Genomic DNA, 25,865 nt, shown 5'->3' on the forward strand with positions numbered 1-25,865 from the left:
TTGAAATCTGAGGTCAGACTAGCGCGGGCTCCGCTTCTGGCAAAGCAGTTAGTAAAGGTCCAGTTCACCCTTTTCCTTAAGTGTTTCGAACCATTCTTCGGGAGTGGCCTTTATACGGGCGTGTTTCACCATCATAGCATTCATGTTTGGCAGCCCGGACGAATCCGGCCAGTTTTCGGGCTGCCACAGGTGCGAGCGGATGACGCACTTGGGGCAATGGGCAAAGACGGTCGTGACATGGATCAGCAGCGCCAGCTTGGGCGCGTGTCCGTCAACGGCCATGGAATCCAGTAGCTTTGGGTCGGCACAGATGCGGGCTTCGCCACGAATGCGCAGCGTTTCCATCTTGCCGGGGACAAAAAAGATTACGCTGACGCGCGGGTCTTTGAGGACATTGTGGAACGTGTCGACGCGTTTGTTGCCAGGTCGGTCCGGGATGGCGATCAATGTGTCGGAAAGCACTTGTACAAAGCCGGGGGGATCGCCGCGGGGTGAGATGTCCAGATGCCCGTCCGGGTTGGCTGACGCGATCAGGCAAAAGGGTGAGGTCGCGATGAAGTCGCTGCACATCTGGTCCAGTTCAGAGAGCTCTTTGGCAATGATCTGGGGCAGGGGGTGACCAGAAATCTGCTGCAGTTCCTGGTCGGATGTTACGAATTTTGAGTATTTTGAAAAAAGTGACGTGTTTAGAGGCATCGAGTTGTCTCCGGCTGGGAGTGTTCTCTCAAGTCTGTTGGATCGATGGCGGCGCGTCAAATCTTGTGGGTAGAAATGACAAGGGCGCCCGAATGGACGCCCTTGCAATTCGATTCCGCGTGTAGCTTAGCAGCTGTAGTACATGCCGTATTCGACCGGGTGCGGCGTGTGCTCGTAGGTTTCGACCTCTTCCATCTTCAGTGCGATGTAGCCGTCGATCTGGTCTTTTGTGAACACGTCGCCCTGCAGCAGGAAGTCGTGATCCGAGGCCAGAGCTTCCAGAGCTTCGCGCAGCGAGCCGCAGACGGTCGGGATGTCGGCCAGTTCTTCGGCTGGCAGATCGTACAGGTTCTTGTCCATGGCTTCGCCCGGATCGATCTTGTTCTTGATGCCGTCCAGACCAGCCATCAGCAGAGCGGCAAACGCCAGGTAGGGGTTTGCGGCCGGATCGGGGAAGCGGGCCTCGACGCGTTTGGCTTTCGGGCTTTCGGTCCACGGAATACGGACGCAACCCGAACGGTTACGGGCCGAGAACGCGCGCAGAACGGGGGCTTCAAAGCCAGGGATCAGGCGTTTGTAGCTGTTGGTCGCCGGGTTGGTGAAGGCGTTCAGGGTCTTTGCGTGCTTCAGGATACCACCGATGAAGTACAGTGCTTCGTCCGACAGATCGGCGTATTTGTCGCCGGCGAACAGCGGTTTGCCGTCTTTCCAGATCGACATGTTCACGTGCATGCCGGTGCCGTTGTCACCTGCGATGGGCTTCGGCATGAAGGTGGCCGACTTGCCGTAAGCGTGTGCGACGTTGTGGATGACGTACTTGTACTTCTGCAGCTCGTCGGCTTGCTTGGTCAGGCTGTCAAAGATCAGGCCCAGCTCGTGCTGGCAAGAGGCAACCTCGTGGTGGTGCTTGTCTACCTTCATGCCCAGGCGTTTCATGGTCGACAGCATTTCCGAACGCAGGTCTTGTGCTTCGTCGATCGGGTTGACCGGGAAGTAACCGCCCTTGACGCCCGGACGATGGCCCATGTTGCCCATTTCGTATTCGGTGTCAGTGTTCCACGACGCGTCGGTTGCATCAACTTCGAAGGATACTTTGTTGATGCTGTTCGAAAAACGGACGTCGTCGAACAGGAAGAACTCCGCCTCGGGACCCATGTAAGCCACGTCACCGATGCCGCTGGACTTCAGGTATGCTTCGGCCTTCTGCGCGGTACCGCGCGGGTCGCGACCATAGGCTTCGCCGGTGTCAGGCTCAACGATCGAGCAGTGCAGACACAGTGTTTTCTCGGCATAGAACGGATCAATATAGGCCGAGGTCGTGTCGGCGATCAGTTTCATGTCCGAGTTTTCGATCGATTTCCAACCCGCGATGGAAGAGCCGTCAAACATGAAGCCTTCTTCCAGAAAGTCTTCGTCAACCAGATCGACGTCCACCGTTACGTGCTGCAACTTGCCACGCACGTCGGTGAAACGGATATCAACATACGCGACGTCTTCATCGCGGAGTGTCTTGAGAACTGCTTCTGCGCTCATTCTCTTGGTCCTTTTGATAGATGTGTCAGTATTATTGTGAGTTAGAGAGCGTCCGAGCCGGTCTCGCCGGTCCGGATGCGAATAGCTTGGTCGACGGGCGAGACGAAGATCTTGCCGTCGCCGATCTTGTCGGTCTTGGCGGCGGAAACGATGGCTTCGATGGCCGCATCGACCTGATCGTCGTCCAGTACGACCTCAACCTTAACTTTCGGCAGGAAGTCGACGACATACTCGGCGCCGCGATACAGTTCGGTATGACCTTTCTGGCGACCGAAGCCCTTGACCTCGATGACGCTGAGGCCCTGTACGCCTACGTCCTGCAGTGCCTCTTTCACTTCGTCCAGTTTGAACGGCTTGATGATCGCTTCGATCTTTTTCATCCCGGCTCACCTTGAATGGTTGTCTCAGGGGCAGTGATCACGTCTAAGATCGTGCGGCAATGTGATTGCGATACAGGACGGGCTGGGGTGCTACGAAAAACAGCTGTGTGCTAAATTTTGGGCGATTTGCACAAAAAGTAATCAGAATTGAATCGGGCGAGAGGTGAGAGGATGGAATTGCTGACTGCGGCGCAGATGCGGGTCCTTGAACAGGCGGCAATCGAGTCCGGCGAAGTTACCGGGCTGGAGTTGATGGAGCGGGCCGGGCAGGGTGTCGTCGAGGCGATTTTCGAGGAATGGCCAGCGCTGGACAGGCGAGGGGCCAGCCCCTCGCGCTCCCCGGGATATTTGCGGCCAGATGAAAGGGATCCCTTGCGCGCGGTGGTGCTGTGCGGGCCTGGGAACAATGGGGGTGACGGGTTTGTTGTGGCGCGGCTTTTGCGTGAGCGGGGTTGGGAGGTGCAGGTAATACTGTATGGAGACCCGGAAAGACTGCCGCCTGATGCAAAGATGAACTTCGAGCGCTGGCAGGGCCGGACAGTTGATATTCAGCAGGTCGCTGAATTTGATTTCGAGCGCCCGCATTTGGCCATTGACGCATTGTTTGGGACGGGTTTGACGCGACCTATCGAAAATCCCACGCTTTGGGAGCTTCTTTGGGATCATGATGATGCCCGGGACTCATGGGACATGCGAAGGCAGGGCGCAGGGACGGACGTTATCCCACCGCATACGGTCGCGATAGATATCCCATCTGGCTTGTGTTCTGACTCGGGTCGAGTTTTGGGGGGCGAGTTTCCCGAACATGGCCGCCGATGCGCACGTTCGGATCTTACGGTTTCCTTTCATTCAAGAAAACTCGGGCACGTATTGGGAGACGCGCCCGAGTTTTGCGGCCGCCTTGTTGTCAAAGATATTGGGCTGGAACATCGCCTGGGCGATGCGGAAATTGTGACTGCTGCTGATGTGCATTCTGGTCCAAGCCTTGGTAAAGACGGGAAAGGGCACAAGTTTTCGCACGGTCACGCCTTTGTATTGACCGGTGGTAGCGGCAAGACGGGCGCGGCGCGGCTTGCTGCGCGTGGGGCGCTTCGGATCGGCGCAGGGCTGGTGACGCTTGGAGTTCCTTCTGCCGCTTTGAGCGAGGTGGCATGCCAGATTACCGCGATCATGATGCGGCAGGTTGGAGGTGATGCTGACCTGTCTGATGCTTTGCAGGACCCGCGGTTGACTGCGCTGTGCCTTGGACCGGGGCTTGGGTGGGAACGTGCGATAGAACTGGTGCCGGTTGCGTTGAATGCTGACCGCGCGACGGTATTGGATGCAGATGCATTATCGGCATTTTCCGAGAACCCTGCGGTTTTGTTTGAGCAACTGCATGAAAAATGTGTGCTGACGCCACATGAGGGCGAGTTCGCCCGGCTATTCCCGGATATCGCGGAAAAGCTGAAGGCCGTGCCCGCAACAGGGCCCGCTTATTCCAAAGTGGATGCCGCTCGAGAAGCGGCGAAGCGGGCCGGGTGCGTGGTGTTGTTCAAAGGCCCGGACACTGTGATTGCAGCGCCGGATGGGAAATGCTCGATAAATTCGGCCAACTACGAATGGTCTGCGCCCTGGCTGGCGACGGCTGGTTCGGGCGATGTGCTTGCGGGCTTTGTCACAGGTTTGCTGGCGCGTGGGTTCCAGACAATGCAAGCCGCAGAGCTGGCGGCGTGGCTACATGTGGAATGTGCACGACATTTCGGGCCGGGATTAATCGCAGAAGACCTGCCGGAGCAACTGCCGGACGTTTTAAAAAAGTTGAATATTTGAGTTTGTTCGGCGGGTACTGGCTCAATTCTTGCCAGGTCGGCGAAATTTCGCCGTCAAGCCCGACAACAACGCAGATCGGATGTTTGCCAGACGCATAGCTGGAGGCGACAATTCATTTGCGCACCCTTTGGCGGATTTGCGATGATGAGCGTAAATATTTGGAATATATTGCTAAATTTTGAAAATCATCGGGATACATGTTGCGAATTTGCAATGCTTGCGCGGGACAGGCTGCGAGTTACTGGAATGCTCGTATGTAGTAAACAATTGAGTAGTGCTTCAAACCCGAACCTTTCATGGTGAGTGAAATGACCTCTAGTTTTAAAAACATATCAATTGCCGCTGTTTTGACTGCGACAACCGCGATTCCGGCTGCTGCGGAACTGAAATATGAAAACAACACCGGTGGCTATGTGTTGCTTTACGGGCAGCTGAACCCGGCGTTGATCTCAGTCGATGACGGTCAGGATACTGAGACCCGTGTCCTCGACAACGATCTGTCCAACAGCCGTGTTGGTCTGCGTCTGTTGCAGCCTTTCGGGCAGAACGAGTTCACCTTCCGGTTTGAATCTGCGCTTGGACTGCCGAACTCAACCGAGTGGAACCAGAACGGTACCAACTTTAGCGGCTGGACCCGCGAAGATATCCGCCACTTGGATTTTGCCCTGAAGGGTAACTACGGTAAGTTCTCGGCGGGTCAGGGCAGCATGGTGGCCGATGGTGCCGCGGAAACCGATCTGTCTTACGTCGGGACTGCGCTGTACTCGTTTACCAATGACGAAAACTCGGGCTTCTTTTACCGCGGTACGAATGGGGTGCTGAGTGGTATCACCGTTGGCGATAGCTCCAGCAACTTTGATGGCGCGCGCCGTGGGCGCGTGCGGTATGATACGCCTACATTCAATGGGTTCTCGGCAGGCTTTGCCTATGGCAAGAATATCCTGTCCAGCAGTGACGATGACGATTACTACGATGTTGGTGTTTTCTACGAAAATACCTTTGCAGGTAACGTGGAGTTTGCGGCGGCCGTTGCCTATTCGGTACGCGAGCGGGATAACAATTCCGGCGATCGCAAAGACACAATCGGTTCGGCGTCGGTTCTGCTGCCAAGCGGCCTGGGCTTTACGGTCGCCGGTGGTACGCGCAGCGACGATCAGGCGGGTGCTACGGATCCAAACTACTGGTACGGCAAGATTTCGTACGAGGGCAACTGGGTTTCGTGGGGTAAGACGGGTGTCGGCATCGACTACTACGATGGCTCGGATTTCAACAGCAACGGCTCGGACACCACAGCGTGGGGTATTGCCGTGGTGCAGAAAGTCGAGGCGATCAACACTGATGTTTACCTGAAGTATCGCAACCATGATTTCGAAGACGGGACGTCCTTTGATAACAACGAGGCCTGGGTTCTGGGCGCGCGCTGGAAGTTCTAATTTCCCAAAACCGATCTGATGCAAAACGTCCCGGTTTCCGGGGCGTTTTTTGCGGTTCAGATGATCAAATACGGGTGGATTCAGCCTTTGCCCCTTGCACGTAGGCGGCTGGGCAAATAGAAGGCGTCAAATTTGCCCGGCGCGCCCGTTTTGCGCGCCCCGAATCCTATGGGGACTACCATAATGCAGGTTACCGAGACGCTGAACGAAGGTCTGAAACGCGGTTACAACATCGTTGTGTCCGCAGCCGAGCTGGACGACAAGGTCAATGAAAAGCTGACCGAAGCGCAGCCGGAAATCGAAATGAAAGGTTTCCGGAAAGGCAAGGTGCCGATGGCACTGCTGAAAAAGCAGTTCGGCCAGCGCCTGCTGGGTGAAGCCATGCAGGAAACCATCGACGGTGCGATGAACAAGCACTTCGAAGACAGCGGTGACCGCCCTGCGCTGCAGCCCGAGGTCAAGATGACCAACGAGGACTGGAAAGAAGGCGACGACGTCGAAGTCGCAATGTCCTACGAAGCGCTGCCCGCAATCCCGGAAGTCGACCTGAAATCGGTCGAACTGGAGAAGCTGGTTGTCAAAGCCGATGACGCAGCCGTTGAAGAGGCGCTGAACAACCTGGCCGAAACCGCTCAGGACTTCAAAGCGCGCCGCAAGGGTTCGAAAGCCAAAGACGGCGACCAGATCGTGTTTGACTTCGTCGGCAAGGTTGACGGTGAAGAATTCGAAGGTGGATCGGCTGAAGACTACCCGCTGGTTCTGGGGTCGAACAGCTTCATCCCCGGCTTTGAAGAACAACTGGTTGGCGTGAAAGCCGAAGAAGAAAAAGACGTCAACGTTACGTTCCCCGAAGAATACGGGGCCGAGCATCTGGACGGCAAAGACGCTGTTTTCACCTGCACCATCAAAGAAGTGAAAGAGCCGGTTGCAGCGGAAGTGAACGACGAACTGGCCCAGAAGTTCGGTGCTGAAGATCTGGAAGCCCTGAAGGGTCAGATTTCCGAGCGTCTGGAAGCAGAATACGCCGGTGCTGCGCGCGCTGTCATGAAGCGTGCCCTGCTGGACGCGCTGGACGAGAAGGTATCGTTCGACCTTCCGCCGTCGCTGGTTGAAGCCGAAGCTAAGCAGATTGCGCACCAGCTGTGGCACGAGGAGAACCCTGAGGTTGAAGGCCACGACCACGCCGAGATCGAGCCGACTGACGAACACAACAAACTGGCTGAGCGCCGCGTGCGTCTGGGCCTGCTGTTGGCTGAACTGGGTCAGAAAGCCGAAGTTGAAGTGACCGACGCGGAAATGACTCAGGCGATCATGAACCAGGCACGTCAATACCCAGGTCAGGAACGCCAGTTCTTCGAGTTCGTACAGCAGAACGCTCAGATGCAGCAGCAACTGCGCGCGCCGATCTTTGAAGACAAGGTTGTCGACTACGTGTTCGAGCTGGCACAGGTTGCAGACAAGGAAGTCAGCAAGGACGACCTGCAGAAAGCCGTTGAGGCACTGGAAGAGGAATAATCCTCTTCCTTCCCTCTTTCACACTGAGGGACAAAAAAACGGAGCCGTCTGAAATCAGACGGCTCCGCATGGGTGGCTTTTGTACCTATGAGGTGAGGGGGTCAGGCCTCATGAGCAAAAGCACGGGGGGTTTCTAACAGAGCGGTTCTTTGCTCTGGCGTGAACGTATCCGTAAGCGCTTCGATCAGCTTGAGGACATCCTGCCGTTCAGCTTCTGTTGTCGCAGCGCTCATCTGCTCCACAAAGTATTTCTCAAGATCGGTAAGTGGTTTGTGATCCTGGTTCGCCGGGCTCTGGGCTGCTGCTTTTTTGGCGGCAAACAGGGCCAGTGCCTCTTCTTCGTCGATAAAGACATCGTTGTGAATGTCTGCAAACTCTCGCAGACCGGCGATGCGTTCTTCGGTGCAGTCCAGCAGAGCGGCCAGCGCATGAACTTTGCCCATGGGAACTGTCTTTCCGACATAGTCATACGGGGCGCAGTTCGATCGTTTCAGAACCCGATCCATAACCGGATCAATCACGGTGATGATGTCCTGGATGCCCGAGTTTTTCGCATATTCCAAAGAGCCGATCATCAACTCGCAAGTCGCGTAGGAGACCGAGTTCTTTTCTTTGCCGCGAGTGAGGCGCTGCGTGTCGACGCAGAAGCGTGTCGATTCCCACATCGTCGCGCTGCGGAGCGGTGCTTCGCCACAAAGGATTGCCGAGAAGACGTCCGACAACATGTGAGGTCCAGTGGTCTGGAGGGCACGCACGGCTGCGACGACATTCCCCTCATCGTCGAGTCCGATTACATATGCCGGGTCCAGATGATCGAACTCGTCGATTTCCTTTCCGTCCTGGATATTTACATCCCATCCGAGACGCTCGCCAAAAACACGTGCTCTCAACTCGAACATTTCGTCAAGAACTTCGCTGAACATATGTCTGTTCAGGCCATCTACCACGATGATCATTTCTTCCCCCTTCGAGTGGTTGTTCGGTAAATCTGACGTTACCGGTCTCGGGGGATTTTTCTATTGGGGGTTTCCCGTATTTTGGCGAAATTTAGCTATTTTTTTGTTTAACTCGGGGTAATAAGCCCGATTGCTATCGCCCGGCCCACGGCCTGAGGGGTGGTAAGCGCACTAAGCTTTTCCCGGCTGGAACGCAAGTGAACTTCTACGGTTCGGTGCGAAATGGACAGAATATCGCCAATATCCTGTTGCGATTTACCCGCAGCCACCCATTGCAGGATTTCCGTTTCACGGGCGGACAGCGTTGGGTGATAGAGCGCGTTGGTCAACTGATCGGACGAAACGACGTTGTCATGGATATGAACCGCCATGGACTGCAAGTCGCTGATAACATTCGTATACAGCTTGCGCCATTCTTCCTTGCTGCAATTTCGGGTCGCGCTCAGCAGGCCGATATCACCATAGGGACCGCGTACAGGGATTGTTACGCCCTGGTTTGGCAACCCGAAATCATGGGCATCGCGGAAGACGCGTTGAAATTCCGGGCTGCGCTCAAGACGGCTCCAATCCACCGGCGCAATGCTGCGGCGTGCCATGTGGATTGTCGGATCAATCATGATCAGACCTTGGTTCTGATAATGCTCAGTCCAAGAGTCGTCGTAGGTCACAAAACCGGCGACGGTACCAGCAGCAGGGTTCATGCCAGCGTAAGCGGCATGGTCCATCTCATGCTTCTCGCAGATTTGCCTTAGAAATTCGGTATAGCGAACTTCTGAATCCGGCAGAGTGCTCAGATCGACAATTTCCATATGGTGCCTACCAGCTGTGGCCCATCTTGCCGCCCGATGGTGTCGTCGAGCATGCGTATTTCACAGAGTGGAACCCGTTTACCTCACCGAGCCAGAACAACATACTTTTGTAAACATGACAAGGTGAGGCACTAATTGTCTGTGCAATTCCGAATATTGAGACATTCAATAGAACATTTTTGTCACTATTCAGCCAAAAGTGCTAATTTTCAGCCGATTTCTGACGCTAATGACTGTCAATTTGCGGGTTTTAGGCCCGTTTCCACCAGCATTCCACGTGCTTTCGCTTCGGGGTAAAAACCTTTGGCGTAAAGAAAAATTGCCCGTTTCTGATCGCCATCGGACAAAAGCCAGGCACCGCGCAGGTATTTTCCCGCAAATTCCAGGTTGGTTTCCGCGTCCAGCAAACCTTCGGCATTCCCGGTATACCCCATCGAACGTGCAGTAGCCGGAAGAATCTGCAGCAGGCCATAGTAGGGACGGTTAACAGCCCAAGGTCGGTGCGTGCTTTCGCGAATGGCCAGCTTGTGAACAAGTTCGCGCGGGAGTTCGTAGTGATCCGCCCATTTGTTGATCGAAGCGCGCAATTCAGGCGTTTCGTTCGGATAGAGCGGCGGGTTAAATTGTGTCGTATCCGCTTTGGAGACCACTCCTGCACCGCAAGCAACCAGCGGGGCTGTCAGCAAGAGTGCCATGAGATTGCGACGGGGGAACAGGGGCATAATTAATCTCCGGGCTTCGCGTGCGATGATATGGCCTAAGTGTTCGGCTGCAAGATCAGGGATGGAATTGGGCTGAAATTTGCTGGTTTGGCTTTGGATTACTAAAGAAAATGAAAAAGGCCGCGCAAACGCACGGCCTTTGTAATATTCAAAGCGCAGCCCGATCAGGCCTTGGCTTCGTCTTCCTCAGCAGGAGCTGCTTCCGGGGCCAGTTCCTCGTCTTCCGACGCGGCCGAGCCGATATCGTCGAACAGTTCGGCGATCTCGAATTCAGCAGCAGCTTCTTCTTCAGCGGCCAGTTCCTGGATCGACTTGCCCGATGCCTGCAACTCGGCTTCTTCTTCCGAGCGTGCAACGTTCATCTGGATCTCGACTTCAACCTCGGGGTGCAGTTTGACTGCAACCGCGTGCAAACCCAGTTCCTTGATCGGAGCGACCAGAACGATCTGTTTTTTGTCGACGGTGAAGCCTGCTTCGGTTGCAGCGTCCGCGGCGTCACGCGGCGTGACCGAGCCGTAGAGCGCGCCGGCATCCGATGCCGAGCGAATCACGATGAACTGCTGACCGTCCAGCTTTTCAGCCAGTGCTTCAGCTTCTTTCTTGGTTTCCAGGTTGCGTGCTTCAAGCTGTGCTTTCTGGGCTTCGAACGACGCGATGTTGGCGTCCGATGCGCTCAGCGCTTTGCCTTGGGGCAGCAGGAAGTTGCGGGCGTAGCCGGGCTTGACGTCAACGACGTCGCCCATCTGACCCAGTTTCGCAACGCGTTCCAGCAGGATAACTTGCATGTGAGTCTCTCCTTACTTCACGGCGTAGGGCAGCAGAGCGAGGAAGCGGGCGCGCTTGATAGCACGGGCCAGTTCACGCTGCTTTTTCGCCGAAACGGCGGTGATGCGCGAAGGAACAATCTTGCCGCGCTCAGAGATGTAGCGCTGCAGCAGACGGGTGTCCTTGTAGTCGATTTTCGGCGCGTTCTCACCCGAGAACGGGCAGACCTTACGACGGCGGAAAAATGGTTTTGCGGCCATGGTTTAGTGTCCTTTTCTCAGGCGTTGATCAACGGCGCTCGCGGCGGTCGCCACGTTCGTCGCGTTTCTGCATCTGAACCGACGGGCCGTCTTCGTGGCCGTCGACCTTGATGGTCAGAACGCGCATGACGTCGTCATGCAGGCGCATCAGGCGTTCCATTTCCTGAACCGCACCCGAGGGGGCATCGGTCTTCAGGAAGGCGTAGTGGCCTTTGCGGTTCTTGTTGATCTTGTAGGCCATCGTCTTGACGCCCCAGTACTCGCTGTCAACCAGCTTACCGCCGTTGTCAGCCAGAACGGTGCCGAAATGTTCGACGAGGCTTTCTGCCTGCGCGTTGGACAGGTCCTGACGCGCGATCATTACATGCTCATACAGTGGCATGTGCACTCCTGTTTCTATCAAGGCGCATTTCATAGGCGGGGCCGTTTTCGTCCTTCGCGGCCCTGCCACGAGAGGCTGCGCGATTCATCTAATTGCGAAGGATGGCCCCATATACACGTTTGAACCGCAGGGGCAAGCCCCGCCACATATGCCTTTGAGACGCCGCCCAATTTCCTTTGGGCCGCCCAATTGCTGACGCTTTTCGGCTCAAAGTTGTTTTGCATACCGGGCACTATCCGGACTCAACTGAATTTCGGCAGTAACCTGATAAAGGGTGACATGTTATGACCGCGACAAACACAAACACATACCGGGAAGAGGCGGCAGGTTCGCGCTTTGAGCATTCGGTGCCGGTGATGATCACCTTTGCCCCGAACTGGAAAGCCCGTTTGATCCTGGCGCGGATGGTCGGGGCCTTCCTGATCTTTTCGGCGTTTTCCATGTGGCTGATGCCAGGATCGGTCGTGGGCGCAGACGTCTGGCCGATCAAGATGGTTGCGTCCATGCTGTTTCTGATCGTCGGGGTCAGCCTGCTGACGATCGAAGTTCTGGACCCGCGCCCGGACGCATACTTTGATCCCATCCGCCGCGAAGTGCGGGTGCTGCAGAAAAACGAAGATGGGCGTCCGCAGACCGTTTTGCGCCGCAGCTACGACTCGTTGGGCGGGGCGCGATTTGAAGAGAACGAAGTTCACCTGTTTGACGTGGATGGCAGCCTGCTGATGAAACTGCCCCTGGAATCGGCGGATGTCAGCCGAGCGTTGAAGGGGCAACTGAGCAAAAGCGTTACAATTTTCGGCTGAATTCTCTTCTGTTCAAAAAGGAACAGAAATTGTGACTCGAAAAAGGTTGTGTGCCGCCAACGGGCGGCACATTTTGTTTGTGAGCAACCCTTATGGTTTGCATTCACAAAAACGCGGAGATTGTTATGAAATCCACCTTTCTTGCTGCTGCATTAGCCGTATCGGCGACCACGGCCTTCGCCAGCGCCGAGAAATATGTGTTGGACCCCAGCCACAGCCAGGTTGTCTTCAGCTACAACCACCTGGGATTTTCGACCACAACCGGCATGTTCTCGGGTTTTGAAGGCGAGATCATGTTTGATCAGGAAGACCCGGCTGCCTCGAGCGTAAGCGTTTCGATGCCGGTCATGGAGATGCTGACAGGCTGGAAGCCTCGTGAAGATCACTTCATGACTGAGGATTTCTTTGGTGCCGCTGAAGGCGACCTGATCACGTTCACTTCGACAGGCATCGAAGTGACCGGCGAAGACACTGCGAATATCACCGGCGATCTGACCATGAACGGCGTGACCAAATCCGTTGTTCTGGACGCCAAGCTGAACAAAGTTGACAACCATCCGATGGCAAATAAGCCCTGGGCCGGTTTCAATGCTACCACGACCCTGGTGCGCAGCGACTTCGATCTGGGCCAGTTCGCTCCGTTTGTGGGGGATGAAGTAGAGGTTTCTATTTCGGTCGAAGCTCAGAAAGCTGAATAAGCCTTCAAGACCTGCAACGAAAACACACCGCCGGGACCGAAAGGCCCCGGCGGTGTTGTTTTTGTGCTCAACTCACTCTGCCTGGGTTGCCGTAAGTTCGACCGTTACTTTCACGGCAAAGGCCAGAGAATCTTCGCCCGGTTGTGAAAGTCCGATGTCGAAGTCCAGACGGTTCAGTTCCAGTTCACCTTCCATTTTGGCAACGCCGTCCTGTAGGTCCAGTTCAAAGGGCAGGACGACATCCATGGTTTTGTCCCGGATGGTCAATGAGCCGCGCGCCTCATAAGCCAGATCGGTTTTGAACAGATCAGCGGTGAATTGTGCGGTCGGAAACTGAGTGCTGTCAAAGAAATCGGGCCCTATTGCCTGATCGGTTACCGTCCCCAAGCTCAGCGATCCGATGGCGACCGTAACATCCACGGATCCTGCCGGCCCAGGGGCGGCTGGGTCCTCGAAAGTGATGGCGGCGGTCCAGTCGGAGAACGCGCCGCTGACCGGGCTGCCCAGCTGGGTGATGGTGATGCCCAGCGTTCCATCCTGAACCTGCCAGTCCGATTGCACCTGTTCCAGTTCGGCCGACGCGTGCCCTTCGGTCGAATGGCCGGAATAGGCACCGTTGAACCAGCCGACGGCAAGTGCTCCGCACCAGATGACAACGGCAGCAACTGCGGGAGCCGGCGAGTGCCATTGCTGCGGCGGTTCCGGCAGATCGATGCGCCCCGGCAGCATACGCCGCAGGGTGCTGTCTTTGTCGATCACATGGTGCTTAAGCGCGCCGACAATATGAAGCGCTATGGCAACCAGCAGCACCAGAATTAAAACCTTGTGCAGCCCTGCAGTGACCTCGGCCAATCCCACTGACTTTGGGATGAATGGCAGGTTTTGGCCGAAAGGCCAGAGGATTGGCGCAAACCCTTCGGTCGCGGCATGATGGACCCAGCCTGTCAGGGGAACGAGAACAAGCGATCCGTACAGCAGCCAGTGGACAGTTTCGGCGGCAAAAGCTTCGGGTTTGTTGTCGGCGTTCAACAGACCCGGTTTGGGTTGGCTCAGCGCCCACAGGATGCGGGCGAGGGCCACGATAAACACCGTAACACCGATGGTTTTATGCAGCGAAAACAGTTGTGCCGCGCGTTCCAGGTCCTCTGGCGTCGTTTGGATCGCAGGGTCTTTTATCGCCCATGCGATGTTGTTGGCGATCCAGCCCAATGGCACGGCTGTAAAGATGAGCAGGGCCGTCAGCCAGTGAAAGGTTTTGGTAACTCCCCCATAGCTGTGGGAGGTATTGGCAAGGGACATGTGTTTCGCGCTCCGGTCGATTAGCTGCTGTCACCCTAAATACAACGCCTTCGGACACAATAGCGCATCGCGCACACAAATGGTGTCAGGATGCAGAGCTTGTGCCGGGTGGCCTCTCGGTTTACACCCCGCCGCAACCTAACGTCATCCATGAGGTTGCAATGACACGCGCGTTCGTTTTCCCGGGGCAGGGTGCCCAGACCATCGGCATGGGCAAGGCACTGGCTGATGCCTACCCAGCTGCGCAGGCCGTATTTGACGAGGTCGACGAGGCGCTGGGCGAAAAGCTGAGCAGTCTGATCTGGGAAGGTGACATCGCTGAACTGACATTGACGCAGAACGCGCAGCCCGCATTGATGGCAACATCGATGGCAGCAATGCGCGCACTGGAGGCCGAAGGCGTTTCAGTGACGGATGCAGCCTTTGTAGCCGGCCATTCTCTGGGTGAGTATTCGGCATTGGCCGCCGCCGGGGCGTTGTCGGTTGCAGACACAGCGCGCCTTTTGCGGACGCGCGGGCAGGCGATGCAAAGTGCCGTACCGGTGGGCGAGGGCGCAATGGCCGCCATTCTGGGGCTCGACCTTGAAGCGGTGCGAGCCGTTGCAGAAGAGGCCGCGCAGGGCGAGGTCTGTCAGGCCGCGAATGACAATGATCCGACACAGGTCGTTGTTTCGGGTGCCAAGGCCGCGGTGGAGCGCGCTGCCGAGATTGCAAAGGAAAAAGGTGCAAAACGCGCAGTTATGTTGCCTGTAAGTGCTCCATTTCACTGTGCGCTGATGCAACCTGCTGCAAATGTAATGGCAGAAGCGCTTGCTGCCGTCGAAATCAAGGCACCCGCCGTGCCTTTGGTGGCCAACGTGCGCGCCGAAGCGGTCAGCGATCCGGATCTGATCCGTCAGTTGCTGGTTCAGCAGGTGACCGGTTCGGTTCGGTGGCGGGAAAGCGTGCAATTTATGGCGGCGCAGGGCGTGACTGAAACGTGGGAAATCGGTGCTGGTAAGGCGCTGTCCGGCATGATCCGCAAGATCGATCGTGCCATCGCGGGCAAGGCTGTGGGCGCACCGGAAGATGTTCAAAAGGCCGTTCAGGTCGAATCGTAAGCTGTATATGCGTCGTGACAGACGCAGTAAGAGGGAAACCGAATGTTTGATTTAACGGGTAAGAATGCGCTGATCACCGGTGCTTCGGGCGGTATCGGAGGCGACATTGCACGTGCGTTGCATGGCGCTGGCGCGACGGTTGGGTTGTCCGGTACACGCGTCGAACCGCTGCAGGCTTTGGCAGGCGAACTGGGCGAACGTGCACATGTGCTGCCCTGCAACCTGAGTGACCCAGAAGCCGTAGAGGCGTTGCCAAAGCAGGCGGCTGAGGCGATGGGATCTGTAGACATCCTTGTAAACAACGCCGGTATCACGCGCGACAACCTGTTCATGCGCATGTCCGACGAGGAATGGCAGAGCGTCATTGACGTGAACATGACCTCGACCATGAAACTGTGCAAAGGTGTGATCCGGGGCATGATGAAGGCACGCTGGGGCCGGATCGTGAATGTCTCGTCGGTGGTGGCTGCGATTGGTAATCCGGGGCAGGCGAACTATGCTGCGTCAAAGGCTGGCATGATAGGCTTTTCCAAGGCTTTGGCCCACGAAGTTGCAACGCGCGGGATTACCGTGAATGCGGTGGCGCCGGGCTTTATCACCACGGCAATGACCGAGAAGCTGACCGAGGAACAGAAAAAGGGTCTGTTGCTCAAGGTTCCGGCCAATCGCATGGGCGATCCTGAAGAAATCGCGGCAGCCGTTCTGTATCTTGCCAGCCCCGAAGCGGGTTATGTTACCGGAAGCACCTTGCATGTGAACGGCGGTATGGCCATGTTGTGATCTCGACAGGGGCGGCGCGAAAGCGTTTGCCTCTTGCGCCGACTATGCTATAGGCGGCGCATCTATGCGGGGCTGGATTTTCAACCGGCCTTCTAAATCCCGGTTCGCCGGGACCCAAACCGCCCGAAACGGGCAAATCAAAGCCAACCCGTGCGGGCAAGGGCAGAATCGGGCAGACCGCCCTGTAAAGGAATGAGGAATAGACATGAGCGACGTCGCAGATCGCGTTAAGAAGATCGTTGTTGAGCACCTGGGTGTTGAAGAAGATAAAGTCGCGGAAAACGCGTCCTTCATCGACGATCTGGGCGCAGACAGCCTGGACACTGTTGAGCTGGTTATGGCCTTCGAAGAAGAGTTCGGCATCGAGATCCCCGATGACGCAGCCGAAACCATCCAGACCTTTGGCGACGCCGTAAAGTTCATCAGCGAAGCGTCCTAAGCGTTTCCTTCTGATCAAATGCGGCGCTTCCGGGCAACGGGGGCGCCGTTTTTTTATGCCTGTTCAAAATTCATGCTTGCGCGGTCATTTTTGGACGCGCACTGTTTCCATTGAGGCGAAATTCCAAGTGGACAGGGCATGATAAGATCCACTCCCATGATAAATACCGCGCGTTTGACGCTGTGTGCCATGCGCCCGGAAGACTTTGACCGGTTCGCCGAGATCTGGCGGGACCCTTGCATTGTACAGCATATTGGTGGCTCTCCCCGTTCAAGGGGCGAGGCGTGGGATTCCTTTCTGCGCAATGCCGGGCATTGGCAGATGGCCGGGTTCGGCCAATGGGGTGTGCAGCAGCAATCGAATCGCAAGCTGATCGGACAGGCTGGATTCTTTTATGGGAACCGCAGCATGGGGGAAGACTTTGACAGCTTTCCCGAAGCGGGCTGGGTATTGGTCCCCGAGGCTCAGGGGCAGGGCCTGGGATATGAGGCAGCCAAGGCGGCACATGACTGGTTTGATCGTGTGATTCCCGGTCCTTTGGTTGCGATGGTAAACGCGTCGAATGCATCGTCTCAGAAACTGGCGAAAAAATTGGGTTATGTCCTGATGCGTGAGGGCGAGTACAAAAACACCTCCGTACACTTGCTGCGCAGAAATGGTCCGCCTGCGCGGGTGTAGTTGCGCCCGGGTCTGAGCATGCCGCAAAACGATCAAACTTTGCCGATCCCGGTCTAAACGGGAGAAATTTGAGCGTGTATGCTACTGTGGATTTCAGATCGGTTGAGCGGAGGACCAAGCTCATGAGGATTTACCCCACGATGGAACTACAGAACGGCCGGTGTGTCTCGTTGGACAAGGGCCGTTTGGAGGACGCGATGATCTGGCACGTGAACCCGGCTGAGACGGCACGTAGCTGGGGTGCGGCCGGAGCCAATTGGATGCATCTGACGGATTTCGACGCGATCGAGGGCCGTGATACCAACGCCGAACTGGTCGAGGAAATCATCCGTACCTCCGAGATGTCGGTGCAATTGGCTGGTGGTATGCGCACCCGTGAACAGGTGGAGTACTGGATCGATAAGGGCGCGGCGCGCATCGTGATCGGTACGTTGGCAGCCTGGGATCCGCAATTGGTCAAGGAACTGGCCAAGCTGTATCCGGATCAGATCGTTCTGGCAGTCGACGTGTGGCAGGGTTTCGTAATGACCGAAGGCTGGCGCAGCCAGAGCGCGTTTACACCTGAGGCCTTCATCGACGCCTTTGCCGATACCCCGTTCGCCGCAATTCTCGTGACTGATATCGACAGCGACATGGAAGATGTCGAAGCGCAGCTGGGGCTGATCTCGGGTCTGGCGCAGCATTCCCGTACTCCGGTGATCGCCAGCGGCGTTGTGCGCACGGCGGACGATATCTCGAGGTTGGCGTATATTCCCAACATTGCCGGTACCTTGGTCGGTCGGGCGCTGTTCCGTAAATCGCTCGATCTGTCAGAGGCACTTGATGTCGCAAGCACAGCACACGAGCCTGTGGCGCAGTTTCAGTAAACGCCACCTTTTGAGTATCAAGCCGCCTCTGCGAGAGATCGCGTGAGGCGGTTTTTTGTTACACGCAGACAAATTTACCCCGCTTTCGGCATGGTCCCGCAGGTTTTGCGGCAGGATGCTGACGCGGAATCCGCCGTTGCTCTTGCCCCCGCACCCCGGGGCGGGGTATGAGCGGTTCTCATAACAGGAAGCAGGCAAGAGGCACTTCATGCGCAGAGTCGTTGTAACCGGTCTTGGATTGGTCACTCCTTTGGCCAGTGGGGTCGAGGAAACCTGGTCGCGGCTGCTGGACGGAGAATCCGGCGCTGGCCCTATCACGCATTTTGATGCGGAAGGCAGCGGGGTCACAACGACCTATGCCTGCGAGGTACCGCGTGGGGACGGAACCAATGGAACGTTCAATCCCGACGATTGGATGCCGCTGAAAGAGCAGCGCAAGATCGAGGATTTCATTCTGTATTCCATCGCGGCCGCTGAAATGGCCTGCAAGGATGCGGACTGGTTGCCTGAAGACGAAGAGTCACTGCTGCGCACAGGTGTTCTGATCGGCTCTGGCATCGGTGGTTTGGGGTCGATCGCGAATACAGCCAATCTGATCCGCGACAAGGGCCCGCGTCGGGTGTCGCCGTTCTTTATTCCGGGCGCGCTGATCAACCTCGCTTCGGGGCAGGTGTCGATCCGCCATGGCTTCAAGGGGCCGAACCATTCGGTCGTTACGGCGTGTTCCACCGGTGCGCATGCCATTGGCGACGCGAGCCGTATCATCCGTGCAGGTGATGCGGACGTTATGGTTGCAGGTGGCGGTGAGGGCTGCATCTGCGAGATTGGTATTGCCGGCTTCAACGCTTGTAAGGCGCTGTCGACCAAGTATGCCGATAACCCCAAAGCGGCCAGCCGCCCCTATGACGTGGATCGTGACGGTTTTGTCATGGGCGAAGGCGCGGGTATCGTCATTCTGGAAGAGTATGAACATGCGAAAGCCCGCGGAGCAAAGATTTACGCTGAGGTGCTGGGTTACGGCATGTCAGGCGATGCTTACCACATCACTGCGCCGTCCGAAGACGGCGACGGGGCCGAGCGCTCGATGAAGGCGGCGCTGCGCAGCGCCGGGCTGGAGCCGAAGGATCTGGACTATATCAACGCGCATGGCACCTCGACCATGGCGGACACGATCGAGTTGGGGGCTGTGGAACGTCTGCTGGGCGATCACGCGGCGAATGCAACGATGACCTCGACCAAATCGGCAACCGGCCATTTGCTGGGGGCTGCGGGCGCGATTGAGGCGATCTTCTCGATCCTGGCAATCCGTGATCAGGTTGCGCCACCGACGATCAACCTGGACAACCCGGCGGTTGAGACGCCGATTGACCTGGCCCCGAACGCGAAGCGTGAGCGTGAGATCAACGTGGCGCTTTCGAACTCGTTCGGGTTTGGCGGCACCAATGCCAGCGTGATCTTCGGAAAGGTCAGTTAAATGTGGCGGGCCATTGCATCGAACGCGCTGACCATCCTGGTGGTCGGCTTGTTCCTGATGGGCGGTCTGATCCTTTGGGGGCAGACCCAATACAAGGCCGAGGGCCCGCTTGAAACCGCAATCTGTCTTCAGGTCAGAAGCGGATCGAACATGACGCGTGTCAGTCAGGAACTGCAAGAGCAGGGCGCGATCCGCAGTGCCACGATTTTTCGGATGGCGGCCGACTATACGGATCAGGCGCAACGTTTGAAAGCGGGTAGTTTTCTGGTGCGCGAAGGGGCGTCGATGGAGCAGATCATCGACGAAATTACCAGCAGCGGTGCCAGCACCTGTGGGTCCGAGATTGAATATCGCATCGGTGTGACACGTGCTCAGACCCGGGTGCGCGAGTTAAACCCGGCGACTCTGGATTTTGTCGAGATCGCGTCGTTTGATGCTGCGGAAGAAGAAACGCCCGACGCTTATACAGAGAAACGCAATGAGGCGGATACGCGGTATCGCGTGTCGCTGGCCGAAGGCGTGACCTCATGGCAAGTGGTGGAAGCGTTGAAGTCCTTCGAAGCCCTGACGGGTGAAGTGACCGAAATTCCGGCTGAGGGTATGCTTGCCCCTGACAGCTACGATGTAGTGGCGGGGCAGGATCGTAATACTATTCTGCAGGCAATGCAGGATAAGCAGCAATTGCGGATCAATGCCGTCTGGGAAAGCCGTCAGGACGGGCTGCCGCTGGAAAACCCCGAAGAGATGCTGATCCTTGCGTCGATCATCGAAAAGGAAACCGGCGTTCCGGACGAACGCGGGCAAGTGGCCAGCGTTTTCGTGAACCGGTTGAACCAAGGGATGAGACTGCAGACGGACCCGACCGTGATCTATGGTGTTACCAAAGGGCAGGGCACCTTGGGCCGTGGTCTGCGGCGCAGCGAGTTGAACCGTCCAACGCCATGGAACACCTATCAGATCGATGGATTGCCACCGACGCCGATTGCAAACCCAGGTTTGGCCAGCCTTCAGGCAGCCGTCGCACCGGAGGACACGAATTTTGTGTTCTTTGTTGCGGATGGCACCGGTGGGCATGCGTTTGCCGAGACTTTGCAGGAACACAATCGCAATGTCGCAAAATGGCGTGAGATCGAAGCAGAGCAGAATTCAGGAAACTAATCAGAACGCAACGAATTCGCGTTCTCAAGACAAAGCCAACGCCGATTTCTGAAACGGCGTTGGCTTTTTGTTGGTGCAGTTCAGGCCTCAGGCCGCCGGACGTCTGCGGCGCGGGCGACGTCGCTTTGCGGACGAAGGCTTACCCTCGCCATTGGCGGGTTTGGGTTTGAACCCCCGACGGTGGTTGTTCGAGCGGCGCGATGGTTGCTCGGCCTGAACACCTTCCGGCATTGTTCCACTGGCGACCGGAATTTCGATCTTCATCAGCTTTTGGATCTGACGCAAAAGATCAACTTCTTCCGGGGCGCAGAAGGCGATGGCTTCGCCCTCACGCCCGGCGCGGGCGGTGCGTCCAATGCGGTGGACGTAGTTGTCGGGCACCTCGGGCAGATCAAAGTTGATCACATAGGCGACGCCCGGAATGTCGATGCCGCGTGCGGCGACGTCGGTGGCCACCAGAATGTTGATCTCTCCGGCGCGGAAGGCCTTGATGGCGCGGTCACGCTGGCCCTGACTTTTGTTGCCGTGGATCGACGCGGCGTTGTAGCCGTCAGCGACCAGCCCTTTCATCAGCTTCTCGGCCCCGTGTTTCGTGCGCGAGAAGACAAGGGTCAGGGCATCGGTATCCTGCGACAGGATTTCCCGCAGTTTGCTGGGTTTTCCCGGTTTGCTGACAAAATGCACCGATTGGGTGATCTTGTCCGCGGCCTTGCCTGGAGGCGAGACCTGCACGCGCTGTGGGTTGGTCAGATACGCGCGGCTGAGTTCTTCCATCTGCTTGGGCATTGTGGCCGAGAACAGCATGGTTTGGCGCGGGGTACCCAATGCGGGTGCAATTTTGCGCAGCGCGTGGATGAAGCCCAGATCAAGCATCTGATCAGCCTCGTCCAGCACCAGATGGCGTACCGATCCGAGGTCAACGGCGCCACGCTCCATCAAGTCGATCAAGCGGCCAGGTGTCGCGACCAGAATATCCGTGCCTCGGGCGAGGAACATGATTTGCCTATTGATCGATTGGCCGCCCACAACGGTGGCCACGCGCAGCTTGGTGCCTTTGGTCAGGGTACGCAGGCTGTCTGCAATCTGGTTCACCAACTCGCGGGTGGGGGCGAGGATGAGCGCTTTGGCAGTTTTGGGATCGGGTTTTCCCGGCTGGGCCAGCAGGTGATTGATCAGAGGCAGTCCAAAGGCCAGCGTCTTACCGGTGCCGGTTTGGGCGAGTCCGAGAATATCGTGACCGTTCAGAGCCAGCGGAATGGCCTGGTTCTGGATCGGCGTGGGTTGCGTGAATTTGGCGTTCTTCAACGCCGTGTTAAGCGCCGGGGCGAGGCCCAGCATATCGAAGTCGAACAAATAACTATCCTTTACGGCCCGGAGCAGTGGCCCGTGGGCAGGTCATGAGGGGCCGCACGCTGGCGACCGGCAGGGGTTGTGCGAGACCTCGGGACGAGCAGGTGCATCCTGCGTCATCCGGCCGTCGCGTCAAGAACCCTGCGTGATGGGGAACTATGGTGTGGATCGGGCGCTGTGGGGCGGAAGAGGTCCGCGCGAGCTCACGCAGCAGCGCTTTGTTTCAGGGCACATGAGGGTTGGGCAAGGGAATGTCAAGCATGGGTGCGGTTTTAGAAGGTTTTTCGAGATGAAATTGACACTCAGTTTGGTTGCAAAGGGCAGTTGATTTACGGCGTTAAACCTACAGCCCTGTTGATCGCGATACCGGTATTCACTGCATGGTAGGTCGGAAATGGCATCCGCCCGGTGGTATCGATTTCGCGCCGGAGCCAATCGTATTCCTCCAACTGATGCAGTGAGGAAGACAAGGCCCGATCCGTTATAATCGTCAGGCCAGATTTGATGGCCGAAAACCGATGCGGAGTGCCTGTTAGGGCGAGAACCGGCACGGTCCAAGTTTTCCGTAGAAGCTGGATTTCTTCTTTGTCGTGTGTGGCGCTGAGTATCTTGCTGGCGATTTCCGCAGCCTCGATCCCAGTTGGTGTCAGTCGGAATTCAGGGCGCAAAGGATGCCCATGGCCGGGGTTTCTCTCGATCAGATCAAGGTTGGCTAGGTGTGTCAGGCTGGCTGCAAACGCAGTTCGGCTTGCGTTGGTCGCAGACAAGAGCGGAGCTTGTCGGCCCGGAACTCCGGCGTGCAGTTGAGCAAGAATGTTCAGTGACCATGCCCGCGAGGTCAGCTTGACAAGAGTAATAATGTCCATAAAGTATAGTAACTATATTTTAGGAAAAAGGAAAGTTCTATGCCACTCGTTTCATTGAAAAACACCATCACGCTTGCGTTGTCCGTCAAGGATCGACATGCCAGCGCGAATTGGTATGCCGACAAACTTGGGTTCGAGCTTGCCCACCACATTGACGAAGCGGGCTGGAGTGAAATGCACACCAATGTTGACGGGGTCACTTTGGGACTTGGTGAGCAGGCCGAAGCTTCGCCGGGCAACTGCGTGCCAGTATTCGAAGTCGCAGATATTGTGGAAGCCCGCGGTAAATTGGAGGGCGCCGGAGTGAAGTTTGACGGCGAAACGGAGACGATTGAAGGGATGGTCAGCACGGCCACGTTTTATGATCCGGATATGAATGCGCTGATGCTTGCGCAGGATTTGACGGGCGGTTAATCTTAATAAAGCGCACGGTGCGTGTTGCGTGAGTGTTGCGTAACATATTGACTTTGCGAACTTTTCAACGTATTGATTGCGTCATGCTAGAAGAAGTGGGCAACGGCCCCGGGGCAACCCGGTGGCCGTTTTTCGTTTCTCTCGTGCGGAGAAAACTCACGCATGAGGTCACAGGCAAACATGACTTTGATTACCCCGGAAGAGCGGATTTCCCAGACGGCTGACTTGTTGCAGTCGCTTGAGAGGTCCATTCGCGATCTGCGGCAAGCGGCGGAAGACCTGCGCAAACAGATCGGAGCCGGGGAGGATGCAGATCTTGCTGGTTCAGCCAGGCAGCTCGGGCAGCTAGAGGGGCTGATCCGAAGTTGTCAGAAAGTGGAGACAAGCTTTGTCGAACAACATCACAGACAAGCCGGAATTGCCCAAGGAGGTTATGCGCTCGACCTTGAGCGCGCTCGATTTGAAGTCGGGTGCAGGTTGGCTCGCCTCCGCCGATGCTGCGGTGCGGGAGAGATTTCTGAGTGAGATCGGGAAGGGGGGGCTGTGTGCCCTCCCTTTCCTGTTCGAGTTCTGGGCGTTGCCGCACCAGTTGCCGCCCGAAGGCGACTGGCGATCCTGGGTGATCATGGGCGGGCGTGGGGCTGGCAAAACGCGGGCCGGGGCCGAATGGGTGCGGTCGATAGTTGAGGGGTCTTTGCCGTTGGATCGCGGTGAGGCGTGTCGCGTGGCTTTGGTTGGTGAGACCTTCGACCAGGTGCGCGATGTGATGATCTTTGGCGATAGCGGGATATTGCAGTGCTCGCCACCGGATCGGCGGCCTGCGTGGAAGGCATCAGAACGCAAGCTGATCTGGCCCAACGGGGCCGAGGCGCAAGCGTTTTCGGCGCATGATCCGGAGGGGTTGCGGGGGCCTCAGTTCGATGCGGCTTGGGTGGATGAATTGGCCAAGTGGAAGAAAGCTAGTGAGACCTGGGACATGTTGCAATTTGCGCTGCGGTTGGGGGACCGGCCTCGGGTCTGTGTGACCACGACGCCGCGCAACGTGAAGGTTTTGAAGGAGTTGCTGGCGTCTCAGTCCACGGTGCAGACCCACGCGCCGACCGAGGCGAACCGGGCCAATCTGGCGGACTCGTTTTTGGTCGAAGTGCGCACGCGCTATGCGGGCACGCGGCTGGGGCGGCAGGAGTTGGACGGGGTGCTGCTGTCGGATGCCGATGGGGCGTTGTGGACGGGTTCGATGCTGGAGGCGGCGCGCTGTGCACAGGTGCCCGCGTTGGACCGGGTTGTTGTGGCGCTTGACCCGGCGGTGACAGCAGGGTCGGATGCGGATGCCTGCGGGATCGTGGTTGTGGGCGCTCAGTTACAGGGGCCGCCCGAGGCGTGGCGGGCCTATGTGCTGGCCGATCGGACGGTGCAGGGCGTTGGCCCGGCGGGCTGGGCGCAGGCGGCGATTGACGCGATGGATGAGTTCGGGGCCGAGAGGCTGGTGGCCGAGGTTAATCAGGGCGGGCAACTGGTGGAAGAGGTCGTGCGGCAGGTGGACCCTCTGGTCCCTTATCGCGCGGTGCGGGCGTCGCGCGGCAAGGTCGCGCGGGCCGAGCCTGTGGCGGCTTTGTACGAGCAGGGGCGGGTGCGCCATGTGGCCGGGCTGGACGCGCTGGAGGAGCAGATGTGCCAGATGACCGCGCGGGGGTTCGAGGGGCAGGGCTCGCCTGACCGCGTGGATGCATTAGTCTGGGCGCTGCATGAGTTGGTTGTGGGGCCTGCGGGGGTTTATAGGCGGCCGAGGGTGCGGAGCCTTTGATCGACATCAAAAATGAACTGTGCTATTGCTAACTTGTTTTTATGAGAGACTATTGCCATGCATACATTAAAGAGCGCCGGGCGTTTCATTTTCATCTTTTCGATTTTAGTTCTGTTTTCGGCATCTTGTACTAAGCCAATTGATCCGACAACGTCGTCAATTCTAGCGGAAATGTCAAAGCGAAATGACAAGTATTTCAGCTCGTTAATTAAGGACTATGGGACATCGAAGTGTAGGTTTAGTTCTGAAGCGAGTAAGGAGTATTGGCGAGAAACCAACCAAGATCTTCGAGTGGTAGACGCGAGGTTTTCAGCGCTGGAGGCATTGGAAAAAATTTCTAGTGAATACGAATTACTAAAAACGGCCTACGATAAAACAGAAACAAACCTCAAATTGTTTGATGAGAAACCGGTCAAATTACCAGATGGAAGTCTCTCATATTGTCTCGACCCAGAAGCTCTTACCCCATTGTGGATAAACATCCAAAGCGCAACGGGAGATCTTGGCCAGATATCTAATTTCAAGTAAATTGAGGAAAACACAATGTCGGTATTTGACGTAGAAGAAAACAGGAAAATTATTGGAAAAGCTTTTGCAGAAGCAATTGGGGTTATTTTTGATCAGCCGGAACGAGAAGCAGGGTTGTCCGTTGCTAAAGCTATCGACCTTTGCAACGAACGAGTCGCTTCTGGAGAATGGACAGGAGAGCATGCGGAGGCTTACATAGAGGCAATAACAGCCGCCGAAGCAGCGGCTGTAGCTGCGTCCCGGGCTTTGCACGGTATGATGGTTCGACGAGCTTTCATAAATGTTCTCCTTAGCCTTGCTCAAGTTGCCAACAACTCCATCAGATGGCCTATTATTCCTACTTAA

General features: G+C 56.8%; 28 protein-coding genes. 16 read left to right on the top strand and 12 right to left on the bottom strand.

The genetic code is table 11. The features are described 5' to 3' along the window. Positions 1-48: 48 nt before the first annotated feature. From ACR0LF_RS00370 to ACR0LF_RS00380, 3 genes are all read right to left on the bottom strand, one after another. Positions 49-696, bottom strand: a complete 648-nt coding sequence (locus ACR0LF_RS00370) for an MSMEG_1061 family FMN-dependent PPOX-type flavoprotein (protein WP_480573315.1) — start codon at positions 694-696, stop codon at positions 49-51. Positions 697-822: 126 nt separating this feature from the next. Next, positions 823-2,229 carry a type I glutamate--ammonia ligase gene (gene glnA, locus ACR0LF_RS00375; RefSeq protein WP_480573318.1) on the bottom strand — a complete coding sequence of 469 codons (1,407 nt, stop codon included), beginning with the start codon at positions 2,227-2,229 and terminating at the stop codon, positions 823-825. A gap of 41 nt (positions 2,230-2,270) precedes the next feature. Further along, positions 2,271-2,609, bottom strand: a complete 339-nt coding sequence (locus ACR0LF_RS00380) for a P-II family nitrogen regulator (RefSeq protein ID WP_170343910.1) — start codon at positions 2,607-2,609, stop codon at positions 2,271-2,273. A gap of 171 nt (positions 2,610-2,780) precedes the next feature. Here ACR0LF_RS00380 and ACR0LF_RS00385 point away from each other — a divergent pair, with 171 nt between their 5' ends. From ACR0LF_RS00385 to tig, 3 genes are all read left to right on the top strand, one after another. Continuing rightward, positions 2,781-4,421 carry an NAD(P)H-hydrate dehydratase gene (locus ACR0LF_RS00385; RefSeq protein WP_480573320.1) on the top strand — a complete coding sequence of 547 codons (1,641 nt, stop codon included), beginning with the start codon at positions 2,781-2,783 and terminating at the stop codon, positions 4,419-4,421. Between the two features lie 308 nt (positions 4,422-4,729). Beyond that, complete coding sequence (locus ACR0LF_RS00390; RefSeq protein WP_480573323.1) at positions 4,730-5,854, top strand: porin; 1,125 nt, start codon at positions 4,730-4,732, stop codon at positions 5,852-5,854. A gap of 183 nt (positions 5,855-6,037) precedes the next feature. Continuing rightward, a complete protein-coding gene (gene tig, locus ACR0LF_RS00395; protein ID WP_480576111.1) occupies positions 6,038-7,369 on the top strand; it encodes a trigger factor in 1,332 nt (443 codons plus the stop codon). A gap of 101 nt (positions 7,370-7,470) precedes the next feature. On the opposite strand, the gene ACR0LF_RS00400 is transcribed toward tig, so the two are convergent. The 6 genes from ACR0LF_RS00400 to rpsF form a co-directional block, all read right to left on the bottom strand. Then, positions 7,471-8,325 carry an acyl-homoserine-lactone synthase gene (locus ACR0LF_RS00400; protein WP_480573326.1) on the bottom strand — a complete coding sequence of 285 codons (855 nt, stop codon included), beginning with the start codon at positions 8,323-8,325 and terminating at the stop codon, positions 7,471-7,473. A gap of 107 nt (positions 8,326-8,432) precedes the next feature. Further along, positions 8,433-9,134, bottom strand: a complete 702-nt coding sequence (locus ACR0LF_RS00405; RefSeq protein ID WP_480573329.1) for an autoinducer binding domain-containing protein — start codon at positions 9,132-9,134, stop codon at positions 8,433-8,435. A 236-nt stretch (positions 9,135-9,370) separates the two neighbouring features. After that, on the bottom strand, positions 9,371-9,856 hold the full coding sequence (locus ACR0LF_RS00410; RefSeq protein WP_480573332.1) for a transglycosylase SLT domain-containing protein: 486 nt from the start codon (positions 9,854-9,856) through the stop codon (positions 9,371-9,373). A gap of 164 nt (positions 9,857-10,020) precedes the next feature. Next, on the bottom strand, positions 10,021-10,641 hold the full coding sequence (gene rplI, locus ACR0LF_RS00415; protein WP_480573335.1) for a 50S ribosomal protein L9: 621 nt from the start codon (positions 10,639-10,641) through the stop codon (positions 10,021-10,023). Between the two features lie 12 nt (positions 10,642-10,653). Continuing rightward, positions 10,654-10,881, bottom strand: a complete 228-nt coding sequence (gene rpsR, locus ACR0LF_RS00420; RefSeq protein WP_005608650.1) for a 30S ribosomal protein S18 — start codon at positions 10,879-10,881, stop codon at positions 10,654-10,656. Between the two features lie 28 nt (positions 10,882-10,909). Further along, positions 10,910-11,263: a 30S ribosomal protein S6 gene (rpsF, locus tag ACR0LF_RS00425; RefSeq protein WP_152458335.1), complete on the bottom strand. Its 354-nt coding sequence runs from the start codon at positions 11,261-11,263 to the stop codon at positions 10,910-10,912. Between the two features lie 284 nt (positions 11,264-11,547). Here rpsF and ACR0LF_RS00430 point away from each other — a divergent pair, with 284 nt between their 5' ends. Both ACR0LF_RS00430 and ACR0LF_RS00435 read left to right on the top strand, forming a co-directional pair. Further along, positions 11,548-12,066 carry a hypothetical protein gene (locus ACR0LF_RS00430; protein ID WP_480573338.1) on the top strand — a complete coding sequence of 173 codons (519 nt, stop codon included), beginning with the start codon at positions 11,548-11,550 and terminating at the stop codon, positions 12,064-12,066. A gap of 125 nt (positions 12,067-12,191) precedes the next feature. After that, positions 12,192-12,764, top strand: coding sequence for a YceI family protein (locus ACR0LF_RS00435; protein ID WP_480573341.1), 573 nt, complete (start codon positions 12,192-12,194; stop codon positions 12,762-12,764). A 72-nt stretch (positions 12,765-12,836) separates the two neighbouring features. On the opposite strand, the gene ACR0LF_RS00440 is transcribed toward ACR0LF_RS00435, so the two are convergent. Beyond that, positions 12,837-14,063, bottom strand: coding sequence for a cytochrome b/b6 domain-containing protein (locus ACR0LF_RS00440; protein WP_480573344.1), 1,227 nt, complete (start codon positions 14,061-14,063; stop codon positions 12,837-12,839). Positions 14,064-14,224: 161 nt separating this feature from the next. Here ACR0LF_RS00440 and fabD point away from each other — a divergent pair, with 161 nt between their 5' ends. From fabD to mltG, 7 genes are all read left to right on the top strand, one after another. After that, positions 14,225-15,163, top strand: coding sequence for an ACP S-malonyltransferase (gene fabD, locus ACR0LF_RS00445; protein ID WP_480573347.1), 939 nt, complete (start codon positions 14,225-14,227; stop codon positions 15,161-15,163). 42 nt (positions 15,164-15,205) lie between these two features. After that, complete coding sequence (fabG, locus tag ACR0LF_RS00450) at positions 15,206-15,943, top strand: 3-oxoacyl-[acyl-carrier-protein] reductase (protein ID WP_480573350.1); 738 nt, start codon at positions 15,206-15,208, stop codon at positions 15,941-15,943. A gap of 205 nt (positions 15,944-16,148) precedes the next feature. After that, positions 16,149-16,382 carry an acyl carrier protein gene (locus ACR0LF_RS00455; RefSeq protein ID WP_008756330.1) on the top strand — a complete coding sequence of 78 codons (234 nt, stop codon included), beginning with the start codon at positions 16,149-16,151 and terminating at the stop codon, positions 16,380-16,382. Between the two features lie 138 nt (positions 16,383-16,520). Further along, complete coding sequence (locus ACR0LF_RS00460; RefSeq protein WP_480573353.1) at positions 16,521-17,060, top strand: GNAT family N-acetyltransferase; 540 nt, start codon at positions 16,521-16,523, stop codon at positions 17,058-17,060. A 122-nt stretch (positions 17,061-17,182) separates the two neighbouring features. After that, positions 17,183-17,926, top strand: coding sequence for a 1-(5-phosphoribosyl)-5-[(5-phosphoribosylamino)methylideneamino]imidazole-4-carboxamide isomerase (locus ACR0LF_RS00465; protein WP_480573356.1), 744 nt, complete (start codon positions 17,183-17,185; stop codon positions 17,924-17,926). 208 nt (positions 17,927-18,134) lie between these two features. Beyond that, the gene (gene fabF, locus ACR0LF_RS00470) at positions 18,135-19,400 is read left to right on the top strand and encodes a beta-ketoacyl-ACP synthase II (RefSeq protein WP_480573359.1); all 1,266 of its coding nucleotides are present in this window, start codon (positions 18,135-18,137) and stop codon (positions 19,398-19,400) included. After that, positions 19,401-20,558, top strand: coding sequence for an endolytic transglycosylase MltG (gene mltG, locus ACR0LF_RS00475; protein WP_480573362.1), 1,158 nt, complete (start codon positions 19,401-19,403; stop codon positions 20,556-20,558). Between the two features lie 87 nt (positions 20,559-20,645). Here mltG and ACR0LF_RS00480 read toward each other — a convergent pair whose 3' ends face one another. Together ACR0LF_RS00480 and ACR0LF_RS00485 are read right to left on the bottom strand one after the other, a co-directional pair. Beyond that, entirely contained in the window at positions 20,646-21,911 is a 1,266-nt protein-coding gene (locus ACR0LF_RS00480) for a DEAD/DEAH box helicase (RefSeq protein ID WP_480573364.1), read from the bottom strand. A gap of 326 nt (positions 21,912-22,237) precedes the next feature. Then, on the bottom strand, positions 22,238-22,774 hold the full coding sequence (locus ACR0LF_RS00485) for a winged helix-turn-helix transcriptional regulator (protein WP_480573367.1): 537 nt from the start codon (positions 22,772-22,774) through the stop codon (positions 22,238-22,240). Positions 22,775-22,813: 39 nt separating this feature from the next. Between ACR0LF_RS00485 and ACR0LF_RS00490 the strand changes: the two genes are divergently transcribed. The 4 genes from ACR0LF_RS00490 to ACR0LF_RS00505 all read left to right on the top strand — a co-directional run bounded on the left by ACR0LF_RS00490 (position 22,814) and on the right by ACR0LF_RS00505 (position 25,865). Beyond that, entirely contained in the window at positions 22,814-23,188 is a 375-nt protein-coding gene (locus ACR0LF_RS00490) for a VOC family protein (protein ID WP_480573370.1), read from the top strand. 433 nt (positions 23,189-23,621) lie between these two features. Further along, positions 23,622-24,992 (top strand): DNA-packaging protein, encoded by a 1,371-nt coding sequence (locus ACR0LF_RS00495; protein WP_480576114.1) that lies wholly within the window; start codon positions 23,622-23,624, stop codon positions 24,990-24,992. Between the two features lie 57 nt (positions 24,993-25,049). Beyond that, the gene (locus tag ACR0LF_RS00500) at positions 25,050-25,520 is read left to right on the top strand and encodes a hypothetical protein (protein WP_480573373.1); all 471 of its coding nucleotides are present in this window, start codon (positions 25,050-25,052) and stop codon (positions 25,518-25,520) included. A gap of 15 nt (positions 25,521-25,535) precedes the next feature. Next, positions 25,536-25,865 (top strand): hypothetical protein, encoded by a 330-nt coding sequence (locus ACR0LF_RS00505; protein WP_480573374.1) that lies wholly within the window; start codon positions 25,536-25,538, stop codon positions 25,863-25,865.

Source organism: Ruegeria sp. E8 (genome assembly GCF_056533985.1).

Excerpts from the sequence above, each read along its gene's own strand:
- ACR0LF_RS00370 (WP_480573315.1), bottom strand. The coding sequence starts at position 696 with ATGCCTCTAAACACGTCACTTTTTTCAAAATACTCAAAATTCGTAACA.
- glnA (WP_480573318.1), bottom strand. The coding sequence starts at position 2,229 with ATGAGCGCAGAAGCAGTTCTCAAGACACTCCGCGATGAAGACGTCGCG.
- ACR0LF_RS00380 (WP_170343910.1), bottom strand. The coding sequence starts at position 2,609 with ATGAAAAAGATCGAAGCGATCATCAAGCCGTTCAAACTGGACGAAGTG.
- ACR0LF_RS00385 (WP_480573320.1), top strand. The coding sequence starts at position 2,781 with ATGGAATTGCTGACTGCGGCGCAGATGCGGGTCCTTGAACAGGCGGCA.
- ACR0LF_RS00390 (WP_480573323.1), top strand. The coding sequence starts at position 4,730 with ATGACCTCTAGTTTTAAAAACATATCAATTGCCGCTGTTTTGACTGCG.
- tig (WP_480576111.1), top strand. The coding sequence starts at position 6,038 with ATGCAGGTTACCGAGACGCTGAACGAAGGTCTGAAACGCGGTTACAAC.
- ACR0LF_RS00400 (WP_480573326.1), bottom strand. The coding sequence starts at position 8,325 with ATGATCATCGTGGTAGATGGCCTGAACAGACATATGTTCAGCGAAGTT.
- ACR0LF_RS00405 (WP_480573329.1), bottom strand. The coding sequence starts at position 9,134 with ATGGAAATTGTCGATCTGAGCACTCTGCCGGATTCAGAAGTTCGCTAT.
- ACR0LF_RS00410 (WP_480573332.1), bottom strand. The coding sequence starts at position 9,856 with ATGCCCCTGTTCCCCCGTCGCAATCTCATGGCACTCTTGCTGACAGCC.
- rplI (WP_480573335.1), bottom strand. The coding sequence starts at position 10,641 with ATGCAAGTTATCCTGCTGGAACGCGTTGCGAAACTGGGTCAGATGGGC.
- rpsR (WP_005608650.1), bottom strand. The coding sequence starts at position 10,881 with ATGGCCGCAAAACCATTTTTCCGCCGTCGTAAGGTCTGCCCGTTCTCG.
- rpsF (WP_152458335.1), bottom strand. The coding sequence starts at position 11,263 with ATGCCACTGTATGAGCATGTAATGATCGCGCGTCAGGACCTGTCCAAC.
- ACR0LF_RS00430 (WP_480573338.1), top strand. The coding sequence starts at position 11,548 with ATGACCGCGACAAACACAAACACATACCGGGAAGAGGCGGCAGGTTCG.
- ACR0LF_RS00435 (WP_480573341.1), top strand. The coding sequence starts at position 12,192 with ATGAAATCCACCTTTCTTGCTGCTGCATTAGCCGTATCGGCGACCACG.
- ACR0LF_RS00440 (WP_480573344.1), bottom strand. The coding sequence starts at position 14,063 with ATGTCCCTTGCCAATACCTCCCACAGCTATGGGGGAGTTACCAAAACC.
- fabD (WP_480573347.1), top strand. The coding sequence starts at position 14,225 with ATGACACGCGCGTTCGTTTTCCCGGGGCAGGGTGCCCAGACCATCGGC.
- fabG (WP_480573350.1), top strand. The coding sequence starts at position 15,206 with ATGTTTGATTTAACGGGTAAGAATGCGCTGATCACCGGTGCTTCGGGC.
- ACR0LF_RS00455 (WP_008756330.1), top strand. The coding sequence starts at position 16,149 with ATGAGCGACGTCGCAGATCGCGTTAAGAAGATCGTTGTTGAGCACCTG.
- ACR0LF_RS00460 (WP_480573353.1), top strand. The coding sequence starts at position 16,521 with ATGATAAGATCCACTCCCATGATAAATACCGCGCGTTTGACGCTGTGT.
- ACR0LF_RS00465 (WP_480573356.1), top strand. The coding sequence starts at position 17,183 with ATGAGGATTTACCCCACGATGGAACTACAGAACGGCCGGTGTGTCTCG.
- fabF (WP_480573359.1), top strand. The coding sequence starts at position 18,135 with ATGCGCAGAGTCGTTGTAACCGGTCTTGGATTGGTCACTCCTTTGGCC.
- mltG (WP_480573362.1), top strand. The coding sequence starts at position 19,401 with ATGTGGCGGGCCATTGCATCGAACGCGCTGACCATCCTGGTGGTCGGC.
- ACR0LF_RS00485 (WP_480573367.1), bottom strand. The coding sequence starts at position 22,774 with ATGGACATTATTACTCTTGTCAAGCTGACCTCGCGGGCATGGTCACTG.
- ACR0LF_RS00490 (WP_480573370.1), top strand. The coding sequence starts at position 22,814 with ATGCCACTCGTTTCATTGAAAAACACCATCACGCTTGCGTTGTCCGTC.
- ACR0LF_RS00495 (WP_480576114.1), top strand. The coding sequence starts at position 23,622 with ATGCGCTCGACCTTGAGCGCGCTCGATTTGAAGTCGGGTGCAGGTTGG.
- ACR0LF_RS00500 (WP_480573373.1), top strand. The coding sequence starts at position 25,050 with ATGCATACATTAAAGAGCGCCGGGCGTTTCATTTTCATCTTTTCGATT.
- ACR0LF_RS00505 (WP_480573374.1), top strand. The coding sequence starts at position 25,536 with ATGTCGGTATTTGACGTAGAAGAAAACAGGAAAATTATTGGAAAAGCT.